Origin of the sequence: Haloferula sargassicola, from assembly GCF_040362925.1 — a bacterium.
GTDB lineage: Bacteria > Verrucomicrobiota > Verrucomicrobiia > Verrucomicrobiales > Akkermansiaceae > Haloferula > Haloferula sargassicola.
Genome location: NZ_BAABRI010000016.1, coordinates 1 through 16,092, shown reverse-complemented (window position 1 = coordinate 16,092; position 16,092 = coordinate 1). Strand labels below are relative to the sequence as shown.

Here is a 16,092-nt window from a genome sequence, read left to right as displayed (position 1 = left end):
ATGCCAAGTACGATGAACCTAGTGCTCGCACTCCTCATGGCCCTGCCCGCCGCGGCCCAAGTGGTCAAGGTCGATGCCGCCAGCCAGCAGCGCTACGGCGTGGAAACCGCCGGCCTGCAACACGCCGAGCTGCCGGGCACGCTCAAGGGCTGGGCCGAGGTGACCGATCCCCAGCCGCTGCTCCAGCAGTGGAGCGCGCTGGCGCTGGCGCGCCGCGACGCCGCGGCGGCCCGCAAGGAAGCGGACCGCACCGCGACGCTCAACCGCGACGGCCGGCTGGCCTCCGACCGCGCCGTCGAGGAGGCCGCGAAGCAGGCGGACGCGGCCGACCAGCAGGTGCGCCTTGCCGAGCTGGCCCTGGTTTCCACATGGGGCCGCGAGGGACTCGAGGTCTTGGAGTCGGGCCAGCTGGCGGGGGATCTCCAGTCCGGGAGACGCCTGCTGGTCCGGCTCTCGCTGCCTGCCGGATCGGTGCCGCCCGCGACGGTCACGGGGGCCACCGTTTCCCCTCTGCATGGCGGCCGGATCGCGGCGGAAACGTGGTGGCCGGACCCGCGGGTCAATGCCAGCCGCCAGCCCGGCTACCTGCTCGTCGTCCCCCCAGGCGATGTCCGCTGGCCGGTCGGCACACCTCTGAAGGGCACGCTCCTGCTGCCCGGCGGGGCGGCGGAGGGCTACACGATCCCGCCCGGCGCGGTGGTCATCGAGGACGGCGCGGCTTGGGTTTTCCAGCAGCATGGGCGCGATGATTTCGAGCAACACCGGATCTCCGACGAGCATGCGGCGCAGGACGGATGGTTCGTCGAGGGCGACGCGCTGGCTGCCGGCGAACCGCTGGTGGTGAAGGGCGCGCAGGGGATCCTGTCGCAGAAAATCCAGCACTCCGTCGGCCCGGCGGAATCGGACTGACATGCTGCGCGCCCTCGTCGTCGCTGCGCTGAAGTTCCGCGGTCTCGTGCTGCTCGCCGCGTTGGTGACGCTCGCCGCCGGCGGCTTCGTCGCCCTGCGCGCTCGGCTCGATGTGTTCCCCGAGTTCGTGCCGCCGCAGATCACGATCCAGACCGAGGCCCCGGGCCTGTCCGCCGAGCAGGTCGAGTCGTTGGTCACCTTCCCGATCGAGGCCGCGGTCGGCGGGATCGCGGGGCTGGAAACCACGCGCTCCGAGTCAATCCAGGGCCTGTCGGTCATCGACCTCGTCTTCAAGGACTCGAGCGACGAACTCACCGACCGACAGCTCCTTTCCGAGCGGCTCACCGAGCTTTCCGGTACGCTGCCAAAACAGGCCGCCGGGCCGACGATGTCGCCGATGGTGTCCTCGACCATGGACCTGCTGAAGGTCGGCCTCGTTTCGGAAAAAGTCGGCGGCCGCGAGCTGCGGACCCTGGCCGACTGGACCGTGCGCCCCCTGCTCAAGGCGGTGCCGGGTGTCGCGGAAGTCACCGTGGTCGGAGGCGAGGTCGAGGAGCTGGAAATCCTTCCCCTCCCGGAAAAAATGGCCGCGCTCGGAGTCGGGCTCGCAGAGCTGGGCAACGCCGCCCGCGAGGCCGTCGGCGTGCGCGGCGCGGGCTACGTCGAGTCTAGTAACCAGCGCCTGGTCGTCCACGCCCACGGTCCGGAGGCCGACGCGGCCCACCTTTCCCGGCTCGTCATCCGCGGCCAGGGCGCGGATGCGATCCGGATCGGCGACGTGGCCGAGGTCCGCCTCGGCGCGATGCCGAAATTCGGCGATGCGCTGATCAACGGCCGCCGCGGGGTGATGCTCGCGCTGACCAGCCAGGCCGGGGCCAACACGCTCGAGACCACGCGCAAGGTCGAGCAGGCGCTCGACGAGCTTCGCCCGCTGCTCGACGCCAAGCAGGTCGCGCTGGTCGGCGGCCTCCACCGCCCGGCCAACTTCATCGAGGTCGCGCTGGAGCACCTGACCTCCTCGCTGCTCATCGGCGCGGCGCTGGTGGCGCTGGTCCTGCTGCTTTTTCTCGCCGACCTGCGCACCGCGTTCATCTCCTTCCTTTCCATCCCACTCTCGCTGCTCGGCGCGGTGATGGTGATGCATTTCCAGGGCATCACGCTCAACACCATGACCCTCGGCGGCCTCGCGGTGGCGGTGGGCGTGGTGGTGGACGACGCCATCATCGACGTGGAGAACATCCTCCGCCGGCTGCGGGAAAACGCCGCGCTGCCCGAGCCACGGCCGGCACCCGCGGTGGTGCTCGACGCCTCGATCGAGGTCCGCGGCGCGGTGCTGCATGCGACCTTGATCGTGCTCGCGGTGTTCCTGCCGGTGTTCGCGCTGAGCGGCCTGCAGGGCCGGTTTTTCCAACCGCTGGCGGTGTCGTTCATGCTGGCCGTGGTCACCTCGTTGGCGGTCGCGATGACCGTCACGCCCGCGCTTTCCCTGATCCTGCTGGGCGGCGCGAAGCCGCGGCGCGAGCCCTTCCACCTGCGCTGGCTTGGCCACATCCACGAGGCGCTGCTGCGGCCGCTCTGCCGCGTGCCGTGGCTGGTGGTCGGCGGCGTGGCGCTCGCGCTGGTCGCCGCCGGGGGGCTGGCCAGGAGTCTGCCGGGCGAGCTGCTGCCGCCGTTCCGCGAGGGTCATTTCGTGGTCCAGGCCTTCGGCGTGCCGGGGACATCGCTCGAGGAAACGATGCGCTTCGGCGAGCGGACCAGCGCCGAACTACTAGACATGCCGGAGATCGCCTCGGTGGAAATGCAGGCCGGCCGCTCGGAGCGCGGCATCGACACCTGGGGCCCGGAGCGCTGCGAATACCACATCGAGCTGAAGCGCCGGCCCGGGCTCGACGAGGAGGCGGTGCAGCAGCGGATCCGCCGGGTGTTCGAGCCCTACGGCAACATGCAGACCGAGACGCTGACCTTCCTCGGCGACCGGATCAGCGAATCGCTCAGCGGTGAAACGGCGGCCGTGGTGGTGAACCTCTACGGCAAGGACCTCGACGCGCTGGAAAAGCCCGCCGCGGAGATCGCCCGCATCCTCGGGGAAACGCCCGGCGCCAGCGGCGTGCAATCGCTCGGCAGCGCCCGCACACCCGGCCTGGAGGTGGACCTCGATGCCGCCCTGCTCGAAGCCCACGGCCTGCGACCGGTGCCCGTGCAGGACATGATCGAAACCGCGATGCAGGGCACGGAGGTCGGCCAGATCTACGATGGCAACCGCGTGGTGCCGGTGACCCTCCGCCTCGACGAGGCCGCCCGTACCGACCTGTCGACCATCGCCTCGCTGGCCATCACCACGCCCGCCGGCGGCATCGTGCCGCTGGCCCGGCTCGGAAACATCCGGCTTTCCCAGCAGCGCGCACAGGTCCGCCATCAGGACGGACGACGCCGCCAGGTGGTCACCGCCAACGTCGCCGGCCGGCCGGTGTCCGAATTCGTGGCCGACGCCCGTCGGCGGATCCAGGCCGCGGACATTCTGCCAGCGGACGTTTACCTCGAGATCACCGGAGCCGCCGAAGCCGAGGCGCGCTCGCATCTGGAACTGCTGGTCGCCACCGGCATCACGCTGGGGGTGATCGGGATCTTCCTCGCCATGGCTTTCCGCAGGCCGGCGAACTTCCTGCTGGTGGTCTCGATGCTGCCCGTTTCCGCCGCCGGCGGGATCGCGGCCGCGGCGATGACCGGCATCCCGCTCTCTCTCGGCGCGCTGATCGGCTTCGTCACGCTGCTCGGGCTCGGTGTGCGGAATTCGATCATGCTGATGAGTCACTACGAGCATCTGGTGCGCCACGAGGGCCGCCCGTGGCAGCTCGAAACCGTGCTCCGCGGGGCCCGCGAGCGGCTGGTTCCGGTGTTGATGACCACCGCCGTCACCGGCCTGGCGTTGCTGCCGCTGGCGCTGCATCCGGCCACCGCCGGGCGCGAGGTCGAGGGACCGATGGCAATCGTGATCCTCGGCGGGCTGGTCGTTTCCACCGGAGTCACGCTGCTGGTGCTGCCGGTCGCGGCCCATCGATTCGCCCGTTTCGAGTCCCTCTCATCATCTTCTCATGTTCGGCCGCTAGGATGACCGGCGAACTGCGATGAAAACATCCGCCGCCTCGAAATCTCCCACTCCGACCCCGCTCCAAGTCGTGAATCCCGATTCCGGAACCGACCGTGTGTTCGACACGCCCGATGCCCACGTGGCCGACTTCAAGTTCGGCGAAAAGGTCGTCTCCGTGTTCGACGACATGGTCAGCCGCTCGGTCCCCTTCTACGGGGAAATCCAGCGCATGATCTCGGAAATCGCCGGCGATTACGCCGAGCCCGGCACGAATGTCTATGATCTCGGTTGTTCGACCGGCACCACCTTCCTGGGCATCGACGGGAAGGTGGTGCCGGGCGTTCGCTTCGTGGGCATCGACAACTCGCAGGAGATGCTCGACCGCTGCCGCGCGAAGCTCGACGAGCAGGGGATGAAACACGAGATCGACCTGCAATTCGGCGACCTCAATGCCGGCGTCCGCATCGAGAACGCCTCGGTGGTTTTCCTGATCCTCACGCTCCAGTTCGTCCGCCCGCTTTACCGCGACAAGCTGATCGCCGACATCCTTGCCGGGATGAATGAAAACGGCGCGCTGATCCTGGTGGAAAAGGTCATCGGTGAGGACTCCCTCTTCAACCGCCAGTTCATCAAATACTACTACGACATGAAGCGCCGCCAGGGCTACAGCGAGCTGGAGATCTCGCAAAAGCGCGAGGCGCTGGAAAACGTGCTGATCCCCTACAAGCTGATGGAGAACCGCGAGATGCTCCTGCGTGCCGGCTTCCGCCACTGCGACACCTTTTTCAAATGGTATAACTTCACCGGCATGATCGCGGTGAAATGACCGACCTTTGCTCTCATCGGCCATGAAAGTTCGCATCGGAAACTTCCTCTATCACCACCGGAACGTCCTGTTCCCGATCGTTTACGCGCTGCTCTTCATCAAGGGCCCGTTGCTGATGCCCGACTACCGCGTGGCGGCCATCGCCGGCTTCCTCGTGGCCTTTTCAGGTCAGGTCCTGCGCGGCGCGACGGTCGGCCTCGACTACATCAAGCGCGGCGGAAAAAACCGCATGCCCTATGCCGACGACCTGGTCACCGGTGGCCTGTTCTCCCATTGCCGCAACCCGCTCTACGTCGGCAACGTGACCATCCTGATCGGCGCCGGCATCGCCTCGAACTCGCTGCTCTTCATGACCGCGGGCCTGGCCTTTTTCCTGTTCACCTACTCGTGCATCGTCGCCGCCGAGGAGAACTTCCTGCGCGGGAAGTTCGGCGGGGATTTCGATGACTACTGCTCGCGGGTCGGCCGCTTCACCTTCAACCCGAGGGGCCTCGGCGAGACGATGCGCTCGATGCGCTTCAACTGGCGCCGCCTGATCAGCGCCGAGTATAACTCCGCCTTCATCTGGCTGCTCGCGTCCTCTGCCGGAGTGCTGCAGAACGCCTGGCGCGCGGACGAGATCGGCGGTCCGGTGGCGACGGCGGCGATGACCCTTCTCGGCCTCTCCGTCCTCGGCTACCTCATCGCCCGCATCCTGAAGAAGACCGGCCGCCTGCGCCAGCCGGTGGCCGCCCAGGCCTGCTGAGGCCGGAGGGGATCCGGAGGGGAAAAATCCGTCCGACCCGTGGAAGATCCACGGACTTTTGGAAAAACGTGGCGTTTTGGCGGGTATCGGGCTCCATGCACTTCGCCGATCCGTTCCGCACCGCCCGCTTGTTCGCCGCCGCATCGCTCTGCCTGGCCACCCCCGGGTTCGCCCAAAAGGTGGGCGACCAGGTCACGCCGGAAGCTCTGGGAAAAGCCGACTGGATCCAGGGCGAGGCACCCGCGGAATGGGAGGCGGGCAAGCTTTACATGATCGAGTGCTGGGCCACGTGGTGCGGGCCCTGCGTGGCCTCGATCCCGCACGTCGATGAGCTTTACGATCAATACTCCGGCCAGGGGCTGCGGATCATCGGCATGAACGTGTGGGAGGACGGCCGCGACAAGGTCGCCAAGTTCGTGGAGGAAAAGGGCGACGGCATGTCCTACCCGGTCGCCTACACCGGCAAGGGCGGGGCTTTCGAAACCGACTGGCTGAAGCCGGCCGGGGTGAACGGAATCCCCCACGCTTTCCTGGTGCGCGATGGCGAGGTGATCGCCGCCGGCCACCCCGCGGGCTTCAGCGATGAGATCATCAGCGCCATCCTGAAGGGCGGCGACGAGAGCCAGGAGGCGATCGACGGGATCAACGAAAAGGCCAAGCAGCAGCAGGCGGTGGCCGCGGCGCGGGCGGCCTGGACGGAAGCCCGCAAGTCGCAGGACCCGGCGGCGATGAAGGCCGCAGCCGACCAGCTGGAAGCCGCGAGCCCCGGCGACATCTACCTGCCGCTGCTGCGCAACGAGACCCTGATCGCGGCCAAGGACTGGGCGGGGATCGAGAAGGGCATCGATGAGATCGCGCCCGATGACAAGCTGCGGCAGTTCGTGCTCGCCTCGCTGGCGCGCTCGCTGGAGGAGGTCGAGGACCTGCCCGCCAGCACCTTGGCCAAGATGATTTCCGGCTACGAGTCGATGGTGGCGGACAAGGATGAGAAGACGGCCAGCGACGCCATGCAGCTCTCCCGCCTGGAGTGGAAGGCGGGCGACCAAGCCGCGGCGAAAAAGGAAGCCGCCGAGGCCGGAGAGCTGGCCGGGGCGGAGTCCAACCGCCTGCCGGCGGAACCGTTTGAGAAGTTTGCGAAGTCGGTGACGGACGGCACCATGCCCACCACGCAGGAATTCGCCGAATGGATGCAGGCCTCCCTGAAGGCCGCCCGCGAAAAGAAGGAAGCCGAACAGAAAAGCTGACTCCTGCGTTTCCTCAGGCGGACTTCTGGGCGTCGCCGTGCCAGCGCCAGTTCGGGTGGCGGACATACTGCAGCGCCTCGGCGACGGTCATCCCGCCGGCGGCCGCGGCGGCGAGTTGGTGACGCCGTTGTTTCCAAATGGTGTCCTCGGCCGGGGTGACCTTGTGGCGCTTGTCGTAGGGCGCCCGCTGGCCGACGAGCATGACGAGGTAGCCCTCGATGCCGAAGTCGCTCTCCCATTTCCCGATGCGGTAGCGGCAGAAGCCGGTGGGTCCGTTTTCGCGGTAGAACTCCAGCAAGTCGCCGATGCCCGAGAGGTCGGTCTCCTCACGGCAGCGCCGCCAGAAGTCGGTCTCGCCGGCGGTGTTCAGCTGGTAGTGGAGACCTAGGAAATCGCGGATGTCCTCCCAGCTGACGTTGGTTTGCTCGTTGTAGAGATCCACCATCGAGGGCGTGGGCTCCAGCTCGCAGTGGAGGAGGAAGTCGACCAGCGTGCGCACGTGCGCACAGACGAGCATCAGGGCGGTGGCCTCGAGCGGCTCGACGAAGCCCGCCGAGTTGCCGATGGCGACGACGTTTTTCACCCACATGCGACGGCGGTGGCCGCTGCTGAATTTCACGATGCGGGTGGTGTCGGGCAGCTTCGGGTTTTTCCGCCGGAATTCCTCCTCGGCCTGCTCGTCGGAGATCATGTCCGAGGCGTAGACGTAGCCGCGGTTGACGTGGTGCTCGTGCTCGATGCGCCAGCACCAGCCCCAGTCCATCTGGTCGGCGGTGGTGTACGGCAGGATCGGTTCGTCCTCGCGCTGCCAGCCGCCGACCACGGCGCGATCGCAGAACAGGGTCTTGCTGAAGGGCACATAGGGCTCGTCCAGCGCCTTGCCGATCAGCTCGGCGCGGAAGCCGCTGCTATCGATGAAAAAGTCCGCCTCCAGCCGGCGGCCGTCTTCGAGCAGCACGGCCTTCACGCCCGACCCGTCGGTGTCGGTGGAAACGATCTTGCCGTCGGTGATTTCCACCCCCCAATCCGCGGCGAAGCTCTCCAGCACGGCCACGAACTGCTCGTTCTCGATGTGGAAGGCGTGCCACGGCTGGATGTCCGGGCAGCCGTTCTGCTGGCGGAGGAAAACCTTGTCGGCCCGCATCAGCGCGGACGGGAGCTCGAGGTTGTCGAAGTCGTCATCGCAGTAGAATCCGATCGGCCGCTCCATGCCCGGCCAGTGGGCATCGAGCTGGCGGCCGAAGGTGTAGTCGAAGCGCCCGCGCGGTCCCCAGTTGAAACGGATGCCCAGCTTCCAGGTCGGCTGCGCGCGGCGGTAAAAGTCGGCCCGCGAGATGCCGAGGTAGTCGAACAAGAGATTGGGAAAATTCGGCGTGGTCCCCTCCCCCACGCCGATCACCCCGATTTCCGGGTCGCGGACGATCTTCACCCCGAGCTGCGGGATCTTCTTTTTCAACGAAAGCGCCGCGAGAAGTCCCGCGCTACCGGAGCCGACCACCAAAACGTTCTGAATCATAGAGGCATCGTATCATGCGCATCGCGGGTGCTTCCGGAAGCCGGGAGTGAATCATTTCGTGGCATGATTCGCCGGCGATTCGACGAAGGTTGACGCCATGGCCGGCGCCCGCGACGGCCGCGAGATCACGATCAAAACCACCGGCCCGCCGCGCCTCGCTGCCGGTCCGGCTTGAATCGCCGTGAGCCTCAGCCCGCCGTCGCCCAGTCCCAGGCCTGGTGTTCTTCGGCTTCGGGGAAGGCCTTGAGTTCGAGCTTGAACAGGTTCGGCAACGAGGCCGCCTTGCGGGTCCACTTTTCGTTCCCGACCAGCGCGATGCGGTGGATGTCCTTGAGGTGCTTCATGCCAAACCTCATGTCGGCCATGATCGCCCCGGCATCAATGCCTTCGAGGTCCTGGAGGTCGATGAGAAACGAGACCGGCGAGGTTTCCGCGAAGATGCCCTCCATCCAGCTGATCGCCTTGCGGTAGTCCTCGGTGTGGACCCGGCCGTGGACGTAGAACCACACCAGCTTGCGGTCCGGGAACCAGCCATAGCGCAGCGCCGAAGGGGCCTTGGGTTTCCCCTCGGCCGCCCACGCCAGCGCGGCCTCCGTTTCGCCGGCGGCGAAATGATGGAACTCGGCCTGCACGAAGTGCCTCGCCAGCTTCGGCAGCGCGGCGAGGAAGCGGCTGTCGGACACGATCGCCACCCGCGGCACGTCGCGATGGTGCTCGCGGACGAAAGACAGGTGCGAACTCATCGCGCCGAAGTCATGCCAGCCGGGGAAGCCGGGCGCCTCGATCAGCACGCCGGCGAGGTGGCCGCCGCTGGCAAGGAGGGCATCGACCTTTTCGCGGACCGCGGCGATGTCCTCCTTCGAGATCGGCCCGGACGGCCGCAGGACGAGGACCCTGTTGGGGAGAATTTGCGAGTCAACCATGGCACCCGGCACGATGCGCCCGGCAGCCGCGGCTTGCACGTGAAATCCATGCCCTCAATCGCCATCCGGCTTCGCCCGCTCCTTCAGCGGGCTGGGCGGATAGGGGAAAGTGCCTGCCGCCGGCGGCGCGGCGGGGTCGAACGAGGGAAGATCATCGCGCAGGTGCTTCGCCAAACTGCGGCGCCTCCCGGCGCAAGCCCTCCGCCACGCAGCGGGCCAGCAGCCAGCTGCCGTAGTGGTTGTGATGGGTGCCGTCTTGAAAGGCGGAGTCCGCCGGATTCGGCGTGGTTGGCCACCGCCACCGTGTCATTGAAGAACACCGGCAGCATCTGCCCCCACGAGTTCCACGGCTCATACGGCTGGTCGGTCACCGAGTTTCACCTGCACCCGGTAGTCGCCGGGCGGCACCGCCACCGAGAAGTAGAACCTGCCGGAGATCGTAGGGATGCCCCCCTCGGCCATCCGCCGCGGTGCCAGGCGGTGCCGGCGACAGAGGACCACTCGCGGTCGCGCATGGGCGCTCGACCTTACCGGGCGCTTGACCCCGCCCTCGGGCTGCCCGGACCATCGCCCCATGAGCGACGACGGCCGCATGAAATACGGCATCCTCGGCGAGGACGCGCAGAGCGATGACGAAAAGATTTCCAAATACACCGGCGAGGTCGGCTGGAGCTATCTCAGGCCGCACTTCGAGCGCGACGCGCTGATCTGGGTGGATCCGGAACTCGACCTCGGGCAGGTCGCCAAGGCCTTCATCGGGGACGACTCGGTCCGCGTGGCCGACTGGCTGGGCAACGGCGACCTGGTCCGCGTCGGCAAGCTCCACGCCGCCCAATGGGAGGCCGGCGACGAGCTTTTCACCGCCGTGGTGGTGACGCCCTTCGTACTGATGCAGGCGCGGAAATGACGCCCGGCCCGGCATCGCGGCGCTGGGACGCCCGCTTTGCGCATCGACGCGCTTCCTCCGCGCAAAACCTGTTGAAGCTTGTTTCGCCGGACCGCGGCAGGCAGGGTGTTAGGGCTGGCGGATCCCTTCCGCACGGCCCTCCATTCCACCGCCCCGCCCATGCTGCTCTACGCCCTCAACGAAGTCGCCGGCGACGAAACCCGCGCCTCACTCACGCCGGATACCGCCAAAAAACTCGCCGCGCTCGGCCTCGACGTCGTCTTCGAGCCCGGCCTCGGCGGGGGGGCCGATTTTTCCGATGACGACTACACCGCCGCCGGCGCGAAACCGATGCCGCGCGACGAAGCCATCCCGGCCGCCGACATCGTCCTGCACCTCACGCCGCCGCCCGCCGAGCTGATCCGCCGGATGAAGCGCGGCACCCTGTCGCTCGGCTTCCTCGCACCCTTTCCCATCCACCTCGGCCCCGGCGATCCGCCCGCCGAGACCGCAGAAAAGGCGCGCCTCGATGCGCTGGTCGAGGCCGGCTTGACCGGCATTTCGGTCGAGATGATGCCCCGCTCCACGCTGGCGCAGAAAATGGATGCCATCAGTTCGCAGGCGAACCTCGCCGGCTACGTCGCGGTGACGCTGGCGGCCAGCCGCATGAACAAGATCCTGCCGATGATGATGACGCCCTCCGGCACCATCTCGCCGGCCAAGGTCTTCATCATCGGCGTCGGCGTCGCCGGCCTCCAGGCCATCGCCACCGCCAAACGCCTCGGCGCCCGCGTCACCGCCTTCGACACCCGCGCCGAAGCCCTTGAACAGGCCGAATCGCTCGGGGCCAAGGCCCTGCGCATCGACCTCGGCGAGACGGGAGCCACCGACCAGGGCTACGCCAAGGAACTCACGCCCGAGCAGATCGCGAAACAGAAAGCCGGCCAGGCGAAGGTGTGCGCGGAAAGCGACATCGTCATCTGCACCGCCAAGCTCTTCGGCCGGCCCGCGCCGCGCCTCGTCGGCAAGGACGTCGTTTCCACCATGCGCTCCGGAGCCATCCTCGTCGACCTCGCTGCCGAAACCGGCGGCAACGTCGAAGGCGTCGTCCCCGGCGAGGAGACCGTCACGGAAAACGGCGTCCGCCTCATCGGCCACCGCCGCCTCGAGTGCCTCGTGGCCCGTGATGCCAGCGCGATGTTCGCCAACAACCTCGCCAACTTCATCGACCACTTCTGGGACAAGGAAACCAAGACCCTCAAGTACGACCCCGAAGACCCGATCCTCAAGGGCGCCACCCTCACCCGCGACGGCCAGTTCGTGAACAAGCATCCGGCCTTCGGTAAAAGCTGAAATGCTGAAAACTGAAACGCTGAAATCGAAACACCATCTGCGCCCATCCTCGATTCTCCAATCTCCAATCTCCAATGGACTTCGCCCCACTTCTCCTTCTTCTCTTCGCCTTCACCCTGGCGATCTTCCTCGGCTTCGAGCTGATCTCGAAGGTCCCCTCGCAGCTCCACACGCCGCTGATGTCCGGCTCGAACGCGATCTCCGGCATCACCATCGTCGGCGCGCTGCTGGCCCTGTCCGAGCTGGAGCCCACCCTCGCCAAGTGGATCGGCTTCTTCGCCGTCATCCTGGCCATGATCAACGTGGTCGGCGGCTACGTCGTCACCGATCGCATGCTCGGCATGTTCAAGAAGAAGGAAAAAGGAAGCCCGCAGCCATGAGCGCACTGATCAACCTGTTGTATATCCTTTCCTCGATCCTCTTTATCTTCGGGATCAAGAAACTCGGCTCCGCCGAAACCGCCCGCCGCGGCAATGCCATGTCATCGGTGGGCATGACACTCGCGATCGTCGCCACCTTGCTCTATCTCGGCCTCGAGTGGTGGATGGTGCTCACCGGCATGGCAATCGGCAGCGCCATCGGCTACGTCGCCGCGACCCGCGTGGCGATGACCGGCATGCCGGAAATGGTGGCGCTTTTCAACGGCTTCGGCGGCCTTGCCAGCCTGCTCGTCGGCGGTGCCGAGTTCGTGAAGCTCCGCGTCGGCGGCATCGCACACTACCTCGAGGCGCTCAAGGCGCAGAGCGGCGTCACCGTGCCCGCCTGGTTCGCGCTGGTCGCCATCGGCCTCACGATCCTCGTCGGCGGCATCACCTTCACCGGCAGCATGATCGCCTACGGCAAGCTGTCCGGGAAACTCGGCGGCAAACCGACGCTCTTCCCCGGCCAGAAGCTCATCAACTTCCTCATCATGGCCATCGCGCTCATCGGCATCGCGCTGATGGTCATCGGCGGCGATGGCCCGACGGCCCTCTCCGCCGGCATCGTGCTGGTCGTGCTGTCGCTGATGATCGGCGTGCTGATGACCATCCCGATCGGTGGCGGCGACATGCCGGTCGTCATTTCCCTGCTCAACTCGCTGTCCGGCGTGGCCGCGGCGCTGGCCGGCTTCATCATCCTCAACAATGTCTTGGTCGTCGCCGGCTGCCTGGTCGGTGCCTCCGGCATCATCCTCACGGTCATCATGTGCAAGGCCATGAACCGCACGCTCGGCAACGTCCTGTTCGGCGGCTTCGGCGCCAGCGCGCAGGCCGGCGGAGCGGTCGAGGGCGAAATGAAGGCCGCCTCGACCGAAGACGCTTACTACGTCCTCGAAGCCGCCCAGAGCGTCGTCTTCATCCCCGGCTACGGCATGGCTGTCGCCCAGGCGCAACACGCGGTGAAGGAACTCGCCGCCCTGCTCGAAAACAACGGCGCCGAGGTCCGCTTCGCCATCCATCCCGTCGCTGGCCGCATGCCCGGCCACATGAACGTCCTCCTCGCCGAAGCCGACGTCCCCTACGAGCAGCTTCAGGAAATGGACCAGGTCAACGCCGTCATGCCCTCTGTCGATGTCGCCATCGTCATCGGGGCCAACGACGTCGTGAACCCCGCCGCCATGAACGACCCCGCCAGCCCGATTTACGGCATGCCCATCATCCACGCCCACGAAGCCCGCACCGTCTATTGCCTCAAGCGCGGCAAAGGCACCGGCTTCTCCGGTTTGGAAAACGCCCTCTTCTTCGGCGAAAACACCCGCATGCTCTACGGCGACGCCAAGCAGACCATCACCGACCTCGTCGCGCAGTTCAAAGAATAGAATCGAGGACGCCCGCGTCCTCCAGGCCCGGGCGTGCCGCCGCCACACCACACCCGCGCCGCACCCGCGCAGCACCCGCGCCGCACCCGCGCAGCACCCGCGCAGCACCCGCGCAGCACCCGCGCAGCACCCGCGCAGCACCTGCGCAGCACTCGCGCCGCACCCTGATGGGGAAAGCTTGTGATTCTTCCCTTCCCCAATCCTGCATCAGAAAGACGATCCATTTCGCCACTTGGATGGCATCGCTGACCTTAAGTGGCTGCGAACGCAATTTAAGCTCATCCTTCTCGTCGGTCCAAAAAAACAAATAAACTTGCTTTAAACAGGTTTAAAAGTAATTTCAGTTCATGTCCAAGACCTCAATCCGCATCGGGATCGTTGCAAAAGCTGCCCTGGCGCATTTTGCGGCGCTTCTCCGCGTTCAGCGGAAGGAGAGGAATCTAACTCTCAATGAACTGGCCGATCGGCTCGGTATTTCCATTCCTACCGTCCGTAAAATGCTGGATGGATCCCCGAGCGTCGCGATCGGCTCGTATTTCGAAGCAGCGCGGATCCTCGGTGTCCCGCTTTTCGACCCTGACCCGGATCGCTTTGCCATGACCGCCTCAAGGACCGCTGAAATGGAGTCGTTGCTTCCGCAACGAATCAGGGCCCGCCAGCAGGAAATCCATGACGACTTCTAAGTGCTTCGTGTGGCGATGGCTCCCGGGAGCGACCCAACCGGTCGTTGCAGGTGAACTTCAGTTCGATGACCGAGGGCGTCAGGCGTTCGTGTACGGCCGTTCATATCTTGAGCGACCCAACGCGGAACCGATCTATGAACCGGAGCTGCCCCTGCGCCGCGGCCGGCATGAACCGGTCAACGGCCTCGATCACTTTTCCTGCCTTCGCGATGCGGCACCGGATGCCTGGGGACGGAAGGTGATTGAAAATCGGATCTTCGGCAGAGGAGGGATGGATGTCAGCCGTAGACTGACTGAATCAACCTACCTGCTGGAGTCCGTTTCGGACCGCACCGGAGCCTTGGACTTCCAGACATCCGCATCGGAATACATCCCCAGGGATCTGGATGCCGCCTCCATGGAACAGCTTCTCGAGGCTGCCGAACTGCTTGCTACCGATCGGCCGATCCCGCCCGAATTGGAAGATGCGCTGAGGCATGGAACCAGCATCGGCGGTGCCCGTCCCAAGGCCGCGATCACGTGCGAAAAGGCCAAGTATGTGGCGAAGTTCTCCGTCTCGAACGACAACTTTCCGATCGTGAAGGCGGAGTACATCGCCATGACCCTCGCTGCACGGCTTGGATTGAACGTGGCGGGCGTGTCGCTTGAGAAAGCGGCCGGGAAGGATGTTCTTTTGGTGGAGCGCTTCGATCGCGACTGCACGGCTTCCGGGTGGTGCCGTCGCGCTTTCGTTTCCGGCCTCACCGTTCTGGGGTTGGACGAAAAGTGGGCGCGTGAAGCCACCTACCCGGACATGGCCGACCAATTGAGGCTGCAGGGTTCGACCTTCAAGAAAGACGCGACGGAGCTGTTCTCCCGGATGGTGTTCAACGTGCTGATGGGAAATACCGACGATCATGCCCGCAATCATTCCTTCTTCGTGGAGGGGGCGACCCTTCGGCTGACACCGGCCTACGACATCACGCCGTTTCCACGAGCGGGTGGTGAAGCCGGCCACGGCATGAAAATCACCCGGCAGAGTAACCTTTCCAGGATCCGCCTGTGCCTCGACGCCGCAACCGAGTTCGGCCTACCCGAAGCGGACGCACGTGGGATCGTCGAGACCCAGATCCGCGGGATCATCGAGCATTTCGACCGCCTCTGTGAGGAGACAGCCATGGGACCTGCCGCACACGCCCAGTTGCGACGGCGGGCTGTCCTGAATCCCGACATCTTCTCAGAATGCGAGGAACTGGATCCCGGAGACTGGTAGCCGGCCCGCTCCCAAACAGAGATGCCCATCAGGGAAATGGAGAGAGGCCACGCACTCAGTCGTCCAACTGGTTCCCACCTTATGGAGCACCCACTTTTTTGCGACGGCTCCTTGGCACCGGAATCGGGGCAGTGTCGCTCTGCACTGAGGGTGCGCGGCGGAGTCGATCCGGTCGTTTCCCGCACGGGGAGGTGCCGTGCCTGCGTCAGCCGTGGAAACCGGCCCGCCGCCAACGACGCCGTGAACCCCGCCGCCATGAACGACCCGGCCAGCTCGGCTCTACGGCATGCCCATCATCCACGCCCACGAAGCCCGCACCGTCTATTGCGCTCACGTATAGCACGCCTGGCATCTTTTCCGAAGCGTACTTCAAGAAACCCCATGCGAAACCCTGGTACTACTGACCCCTTCCACACCGACCGCTCAGTGATCACTCGGCACTGCCGCGGAGCGGCCCTCTTCACCGTTCTTTGCCGCTTCTTCAGTCCGGCAGGGACGCCGGGAGGTAGCCCCGGGGTTCACCCCGGGGCCTCCGCGCCCCCAACCACCTGAGCCCCGGAGGGGCGTAGGAAAGCCGTTGCCGTCGCCAACAGCGCTTTTCACTGACCCCCGACCAGGATCGACCCCCTCGCCAATGCTCGTTTTCTCGGACCGACCCCATTCTCACCGACCGCTCAGTGATCACTCGGCACTGCCGCGGAGCGGCCCTCTTCACCGTTCTTTGCCGCTTCTTCAGTCCCGCAGGGACGCCGGGAGGTAGCCCCGGGGTTCACCCCGGGGCCTCCGCGCCCCCAACCACCTGAGCCCCGGAGGGGCGTAGGAAAGCCGTTGCCGTCGCCAACAGCGCTTTTCACTGATCCCCGACCAGG

13 protein-coding genes are annotated in these 16,092 nt (G+C 66.1%); 11 read left to right on the top strand and 2 right to left on the bottom strand.

The features are described from left to right. Positions 1–12: 12 nt before the first annotated feature. The 5 genes from ABXH26_RS14035 (at position 13) to ABXH26_RS14015 (ending at position 6,812) form a co-directional block, all read left to right on the top strand. A complete protein-coding gene (locus ABXH26_RS14035; RefSeq protein ID WP_353567712.1) occupies positions 13–909 on the top strand; it encodes a hypothetical protein in 897 nt (298 codons plus the stop codon). Position 910: 1 nt separating this feature from the next. Further along, positions 911–4,021 carry an efflux RND transporter permease subunit gene (locus tag ABXH26_RS14030; protein ID WP_353567711.1) on the top strand — a complete coding sequence of 1,037 codons (3,111 nt, stop codon included), beginning with the start codon at positions 911–913 and terminating at the stop codon, positions 4,019–4,021. Between the two features lie 13 nt (positions 4,022–4,034). Further along, the gene (gene cmoA, locus ABXH26_RS14025) at positions 4,035–4,823 is read left to right on the top strand and encodes a carboxy-S-adenosyl-L-methionine synthase CmoA (RefSeq protein WP_353567710.1); all 789 of its coding nucleotides are present in this window, start codon (positions 4,035–4,037) and stop codon (positions 4,821–4,823) included. 22 nt (positions 4,824–4,845) lie between these two features. Then, positions 4,846–5,568 carry a methyltransferase family protein gene (locus ABXH26_RS14020; protein WP_353567709.1) on the top strand — a complete coding sequence of 241 codons (723 nt, stop codon included), beginning with the start codon at positions 4,846–4,848 and terminating at the stop codon, positions 5,566–5,568. Between the two features lie 95 nt (positions 5,569–5,663). Further along, a complete protein-coding gene (locus tag ABXH26_RS14015; protein ID WP_353567708.1) occupies positions 5,664–6,812 on the top strand; it encodes a TlpA disulfide reductase family protein in 1,149 nt (382 codons plus the stop codon). 13 nt (positions 6,813–6,825) lie between these two features. Here ABXH26_RS14015 and ABXH26_RS14010 read toward each other — a convergent pair whose 3' ends face one another. After that, entirely contained in the window at positions 6,826–8,328 is a 1,503-nt protein-coding gene (locus ABXH26_RS14010) for a tryptophan halogenase family protein (RefSeq protein ID WP_353567707.1), read from the bottom strand. Positions 8,329–8,516: 188 nt separating this feature from the next. Then, on the bottom strand, positions 8,517–9,251 hold the full coding sequence (locus tag ABXH26_RS14005) for a SpoIIAA family protein (protein WP_353567706.1): 735 nt from the start codon (positions 9,249–9,251) through the stop codon (positions 8,517–8,519). A 574-nt stretch (positions 9,252–9,825) separates the two neighbouring features. Here ABXH26_RS14005 and ABXH26_RS14000 point away from each other — a divergent pair. The 6 genes from ABXH26_RS14000 to ABXH26_RS13975 all read left to right on the top strand — a co-directional run bounded on the left by ABXH26_RS14000 (position 9,826) and on the right by ABXH26_RS13975 (position 15,223). Then, positions 9,826–10,158, top strand: coding sequence for a DUF2288 family protein (locus ABXH26_RS14000; RefSeq protein ID WP_353567705.1), 333 nt, complete (start codon positions 9,826–9,828; stop codon positions 10,156–10,158). 78 nt (positions 10,159–10,236) lie between these two features. Further along, positions 10,237–11,490, top strand: coding sequence for an NAD(P) transhydrogenase subunit alpha (locus tag ABXH26_RS13995; protein WP_353567704.1), 1,254 nt, complete (start codon positions 10,237–10,239; stop codon positions 11,488–11,490). Between the two features lie 74 nt (positions 11,491–11,564). After that, positions 11,565–11,870: an NAD(P) transhydrogenase subunit alpha part 2 gene (locus ABXH26_RS13990; protein ID WP_353567703.1), complete on the top strand. Its 306-nt coding sequence runs from the start codon at positions 11,565–11,567 to the stop codon at positions 11,868–11,870. Continuing rightward, the gene (locus ABXH26_RS13985; protein ID WP_353567702.1) at positions 11,867–13,288 is read left to right on the top strand and encodes an NAD(P)(+) transhydrogenase (Re/Si-specific) subunit beta; all 1,422 of its coding nucleotides are present in this window, start codon (positions 11,867–11,869) and stop codon (positions 13,286–13,288) included. The genes ABXH26_RS13990 and ABXH26_RS13985 overlap by 4 nt, the downstream gene beginning before the upstream one ends. 347 nt (positions 13,289–13,635) lie before the next feature. Then, the gene (locus ABXH26_RS13980; RefSeq protein ID WP_353567701.1) at positions 13,636–13,971 is read left to right on the top strand and encodes a helix-turn-helix domain-containing protein; all 336 of its coding nucleotides are present in this window, start codon (positions 13,636–13,638) and stop codon (positions 13,969–13,971) included. After that, positions 13,958–15,223, top strand: coding sequence for a type II toxin-antitoxin system HipA family toxin (locus tag ABXH26_RS13975; protein ID WP_353567700.1), 1,266 nt, complete (start codon positions 13,958–13,960; stop codon positions 15,221–15,223). Before ABXH26_RS13980 ends, ABXH26_RS13975 begins: the two co-directional genes overlap by 14 nt. Positions 15,224–16,092: the final 869 nt, after the last annotated feature.

Coding starts and splice junctions, on each gene's coding strand:
- ABXH26_RS13980 (WP_353567701.1), top strand. CDS start 13,636: ATGTCCAAGACCTCAATCCGCATCGGGATCGTTGCAAAAGCTGCCCTG.
- ABXH26_RS14035 (WP_353567712.1), top strand. CDS start 13: ATGAACCTAGTGCTCGCACTCCTCATGGCCCTGCCCGCCGCGGCCCAA.
- ABXH26_RS13975 (WP_353567700.1), top strand. CDS start 13,958: ATGACGACTTCTAAGTGCTTCGTGTGGCGATGGCTCCCGGGAGCGACC.
- ABXH26_RS14020 (WP_353567709.1), top strand. CDS start 4,846: ATGAAAGTTCGCATCGGAAACTTCCTCTATCACCACCGGAACGTCCTG.
- ABXH26_RS13985 (WP_353567702.1), top strand. CDS start 11,867: ATGAGCGCACTGATCAACCTGTTGTATATCCTTTCCTCGATCCTCTTT.
- ABXH26_RS14005 (WP_353567706.1), bottom strand. CDS start 9,251: ATGGTTGACTCGCAAATTCTCCCCAACAGGGTCCTCGTCCTGCGGCCG.
- ABXH26_RS14015 (WP_353567708.1), top strand. CDS start 5,664: ATGCACTTCGCCGATCCGTTCCGCACCGCCCGCTTGTTCGCCGCCGCA.
- ABXH26_RS14030 (WP_353567711.1), top strand. CDS start 911: ATGCTGCGCGCCCTCGTCGTCGCTGCGCTGAAGTTCCGCGGTCTCGTG.
- ABXH26_RS14010 (WP_353567707.1), bottom strand. CDS start 8,328: ATGATTCAGAACGTTTTGGTGGTCGGCTCCGGTAGCGCGGGACTTCTC.
- ABXH26_RS14000 (WP_353567705.1), top strand. CDS start 9,826: ATGAGCGACGACGGCCGCATGAAATACGGCATCCTCGGCGAGGACGCG.
- cmoA (WP_353567710.1), top strand. CDS start 4,035: ATGAAAACATCCGCCGCCTCGAAATCTCCCACTCCGACCCCGCTCCAA.
- ABXH26_RS13990 (WP_353567703.1), top strand. CDS start 11,565: ATGGACTTCGCCCCACTTCTCCTTCTTCTCTTCGCCTTCACCCTGGCG.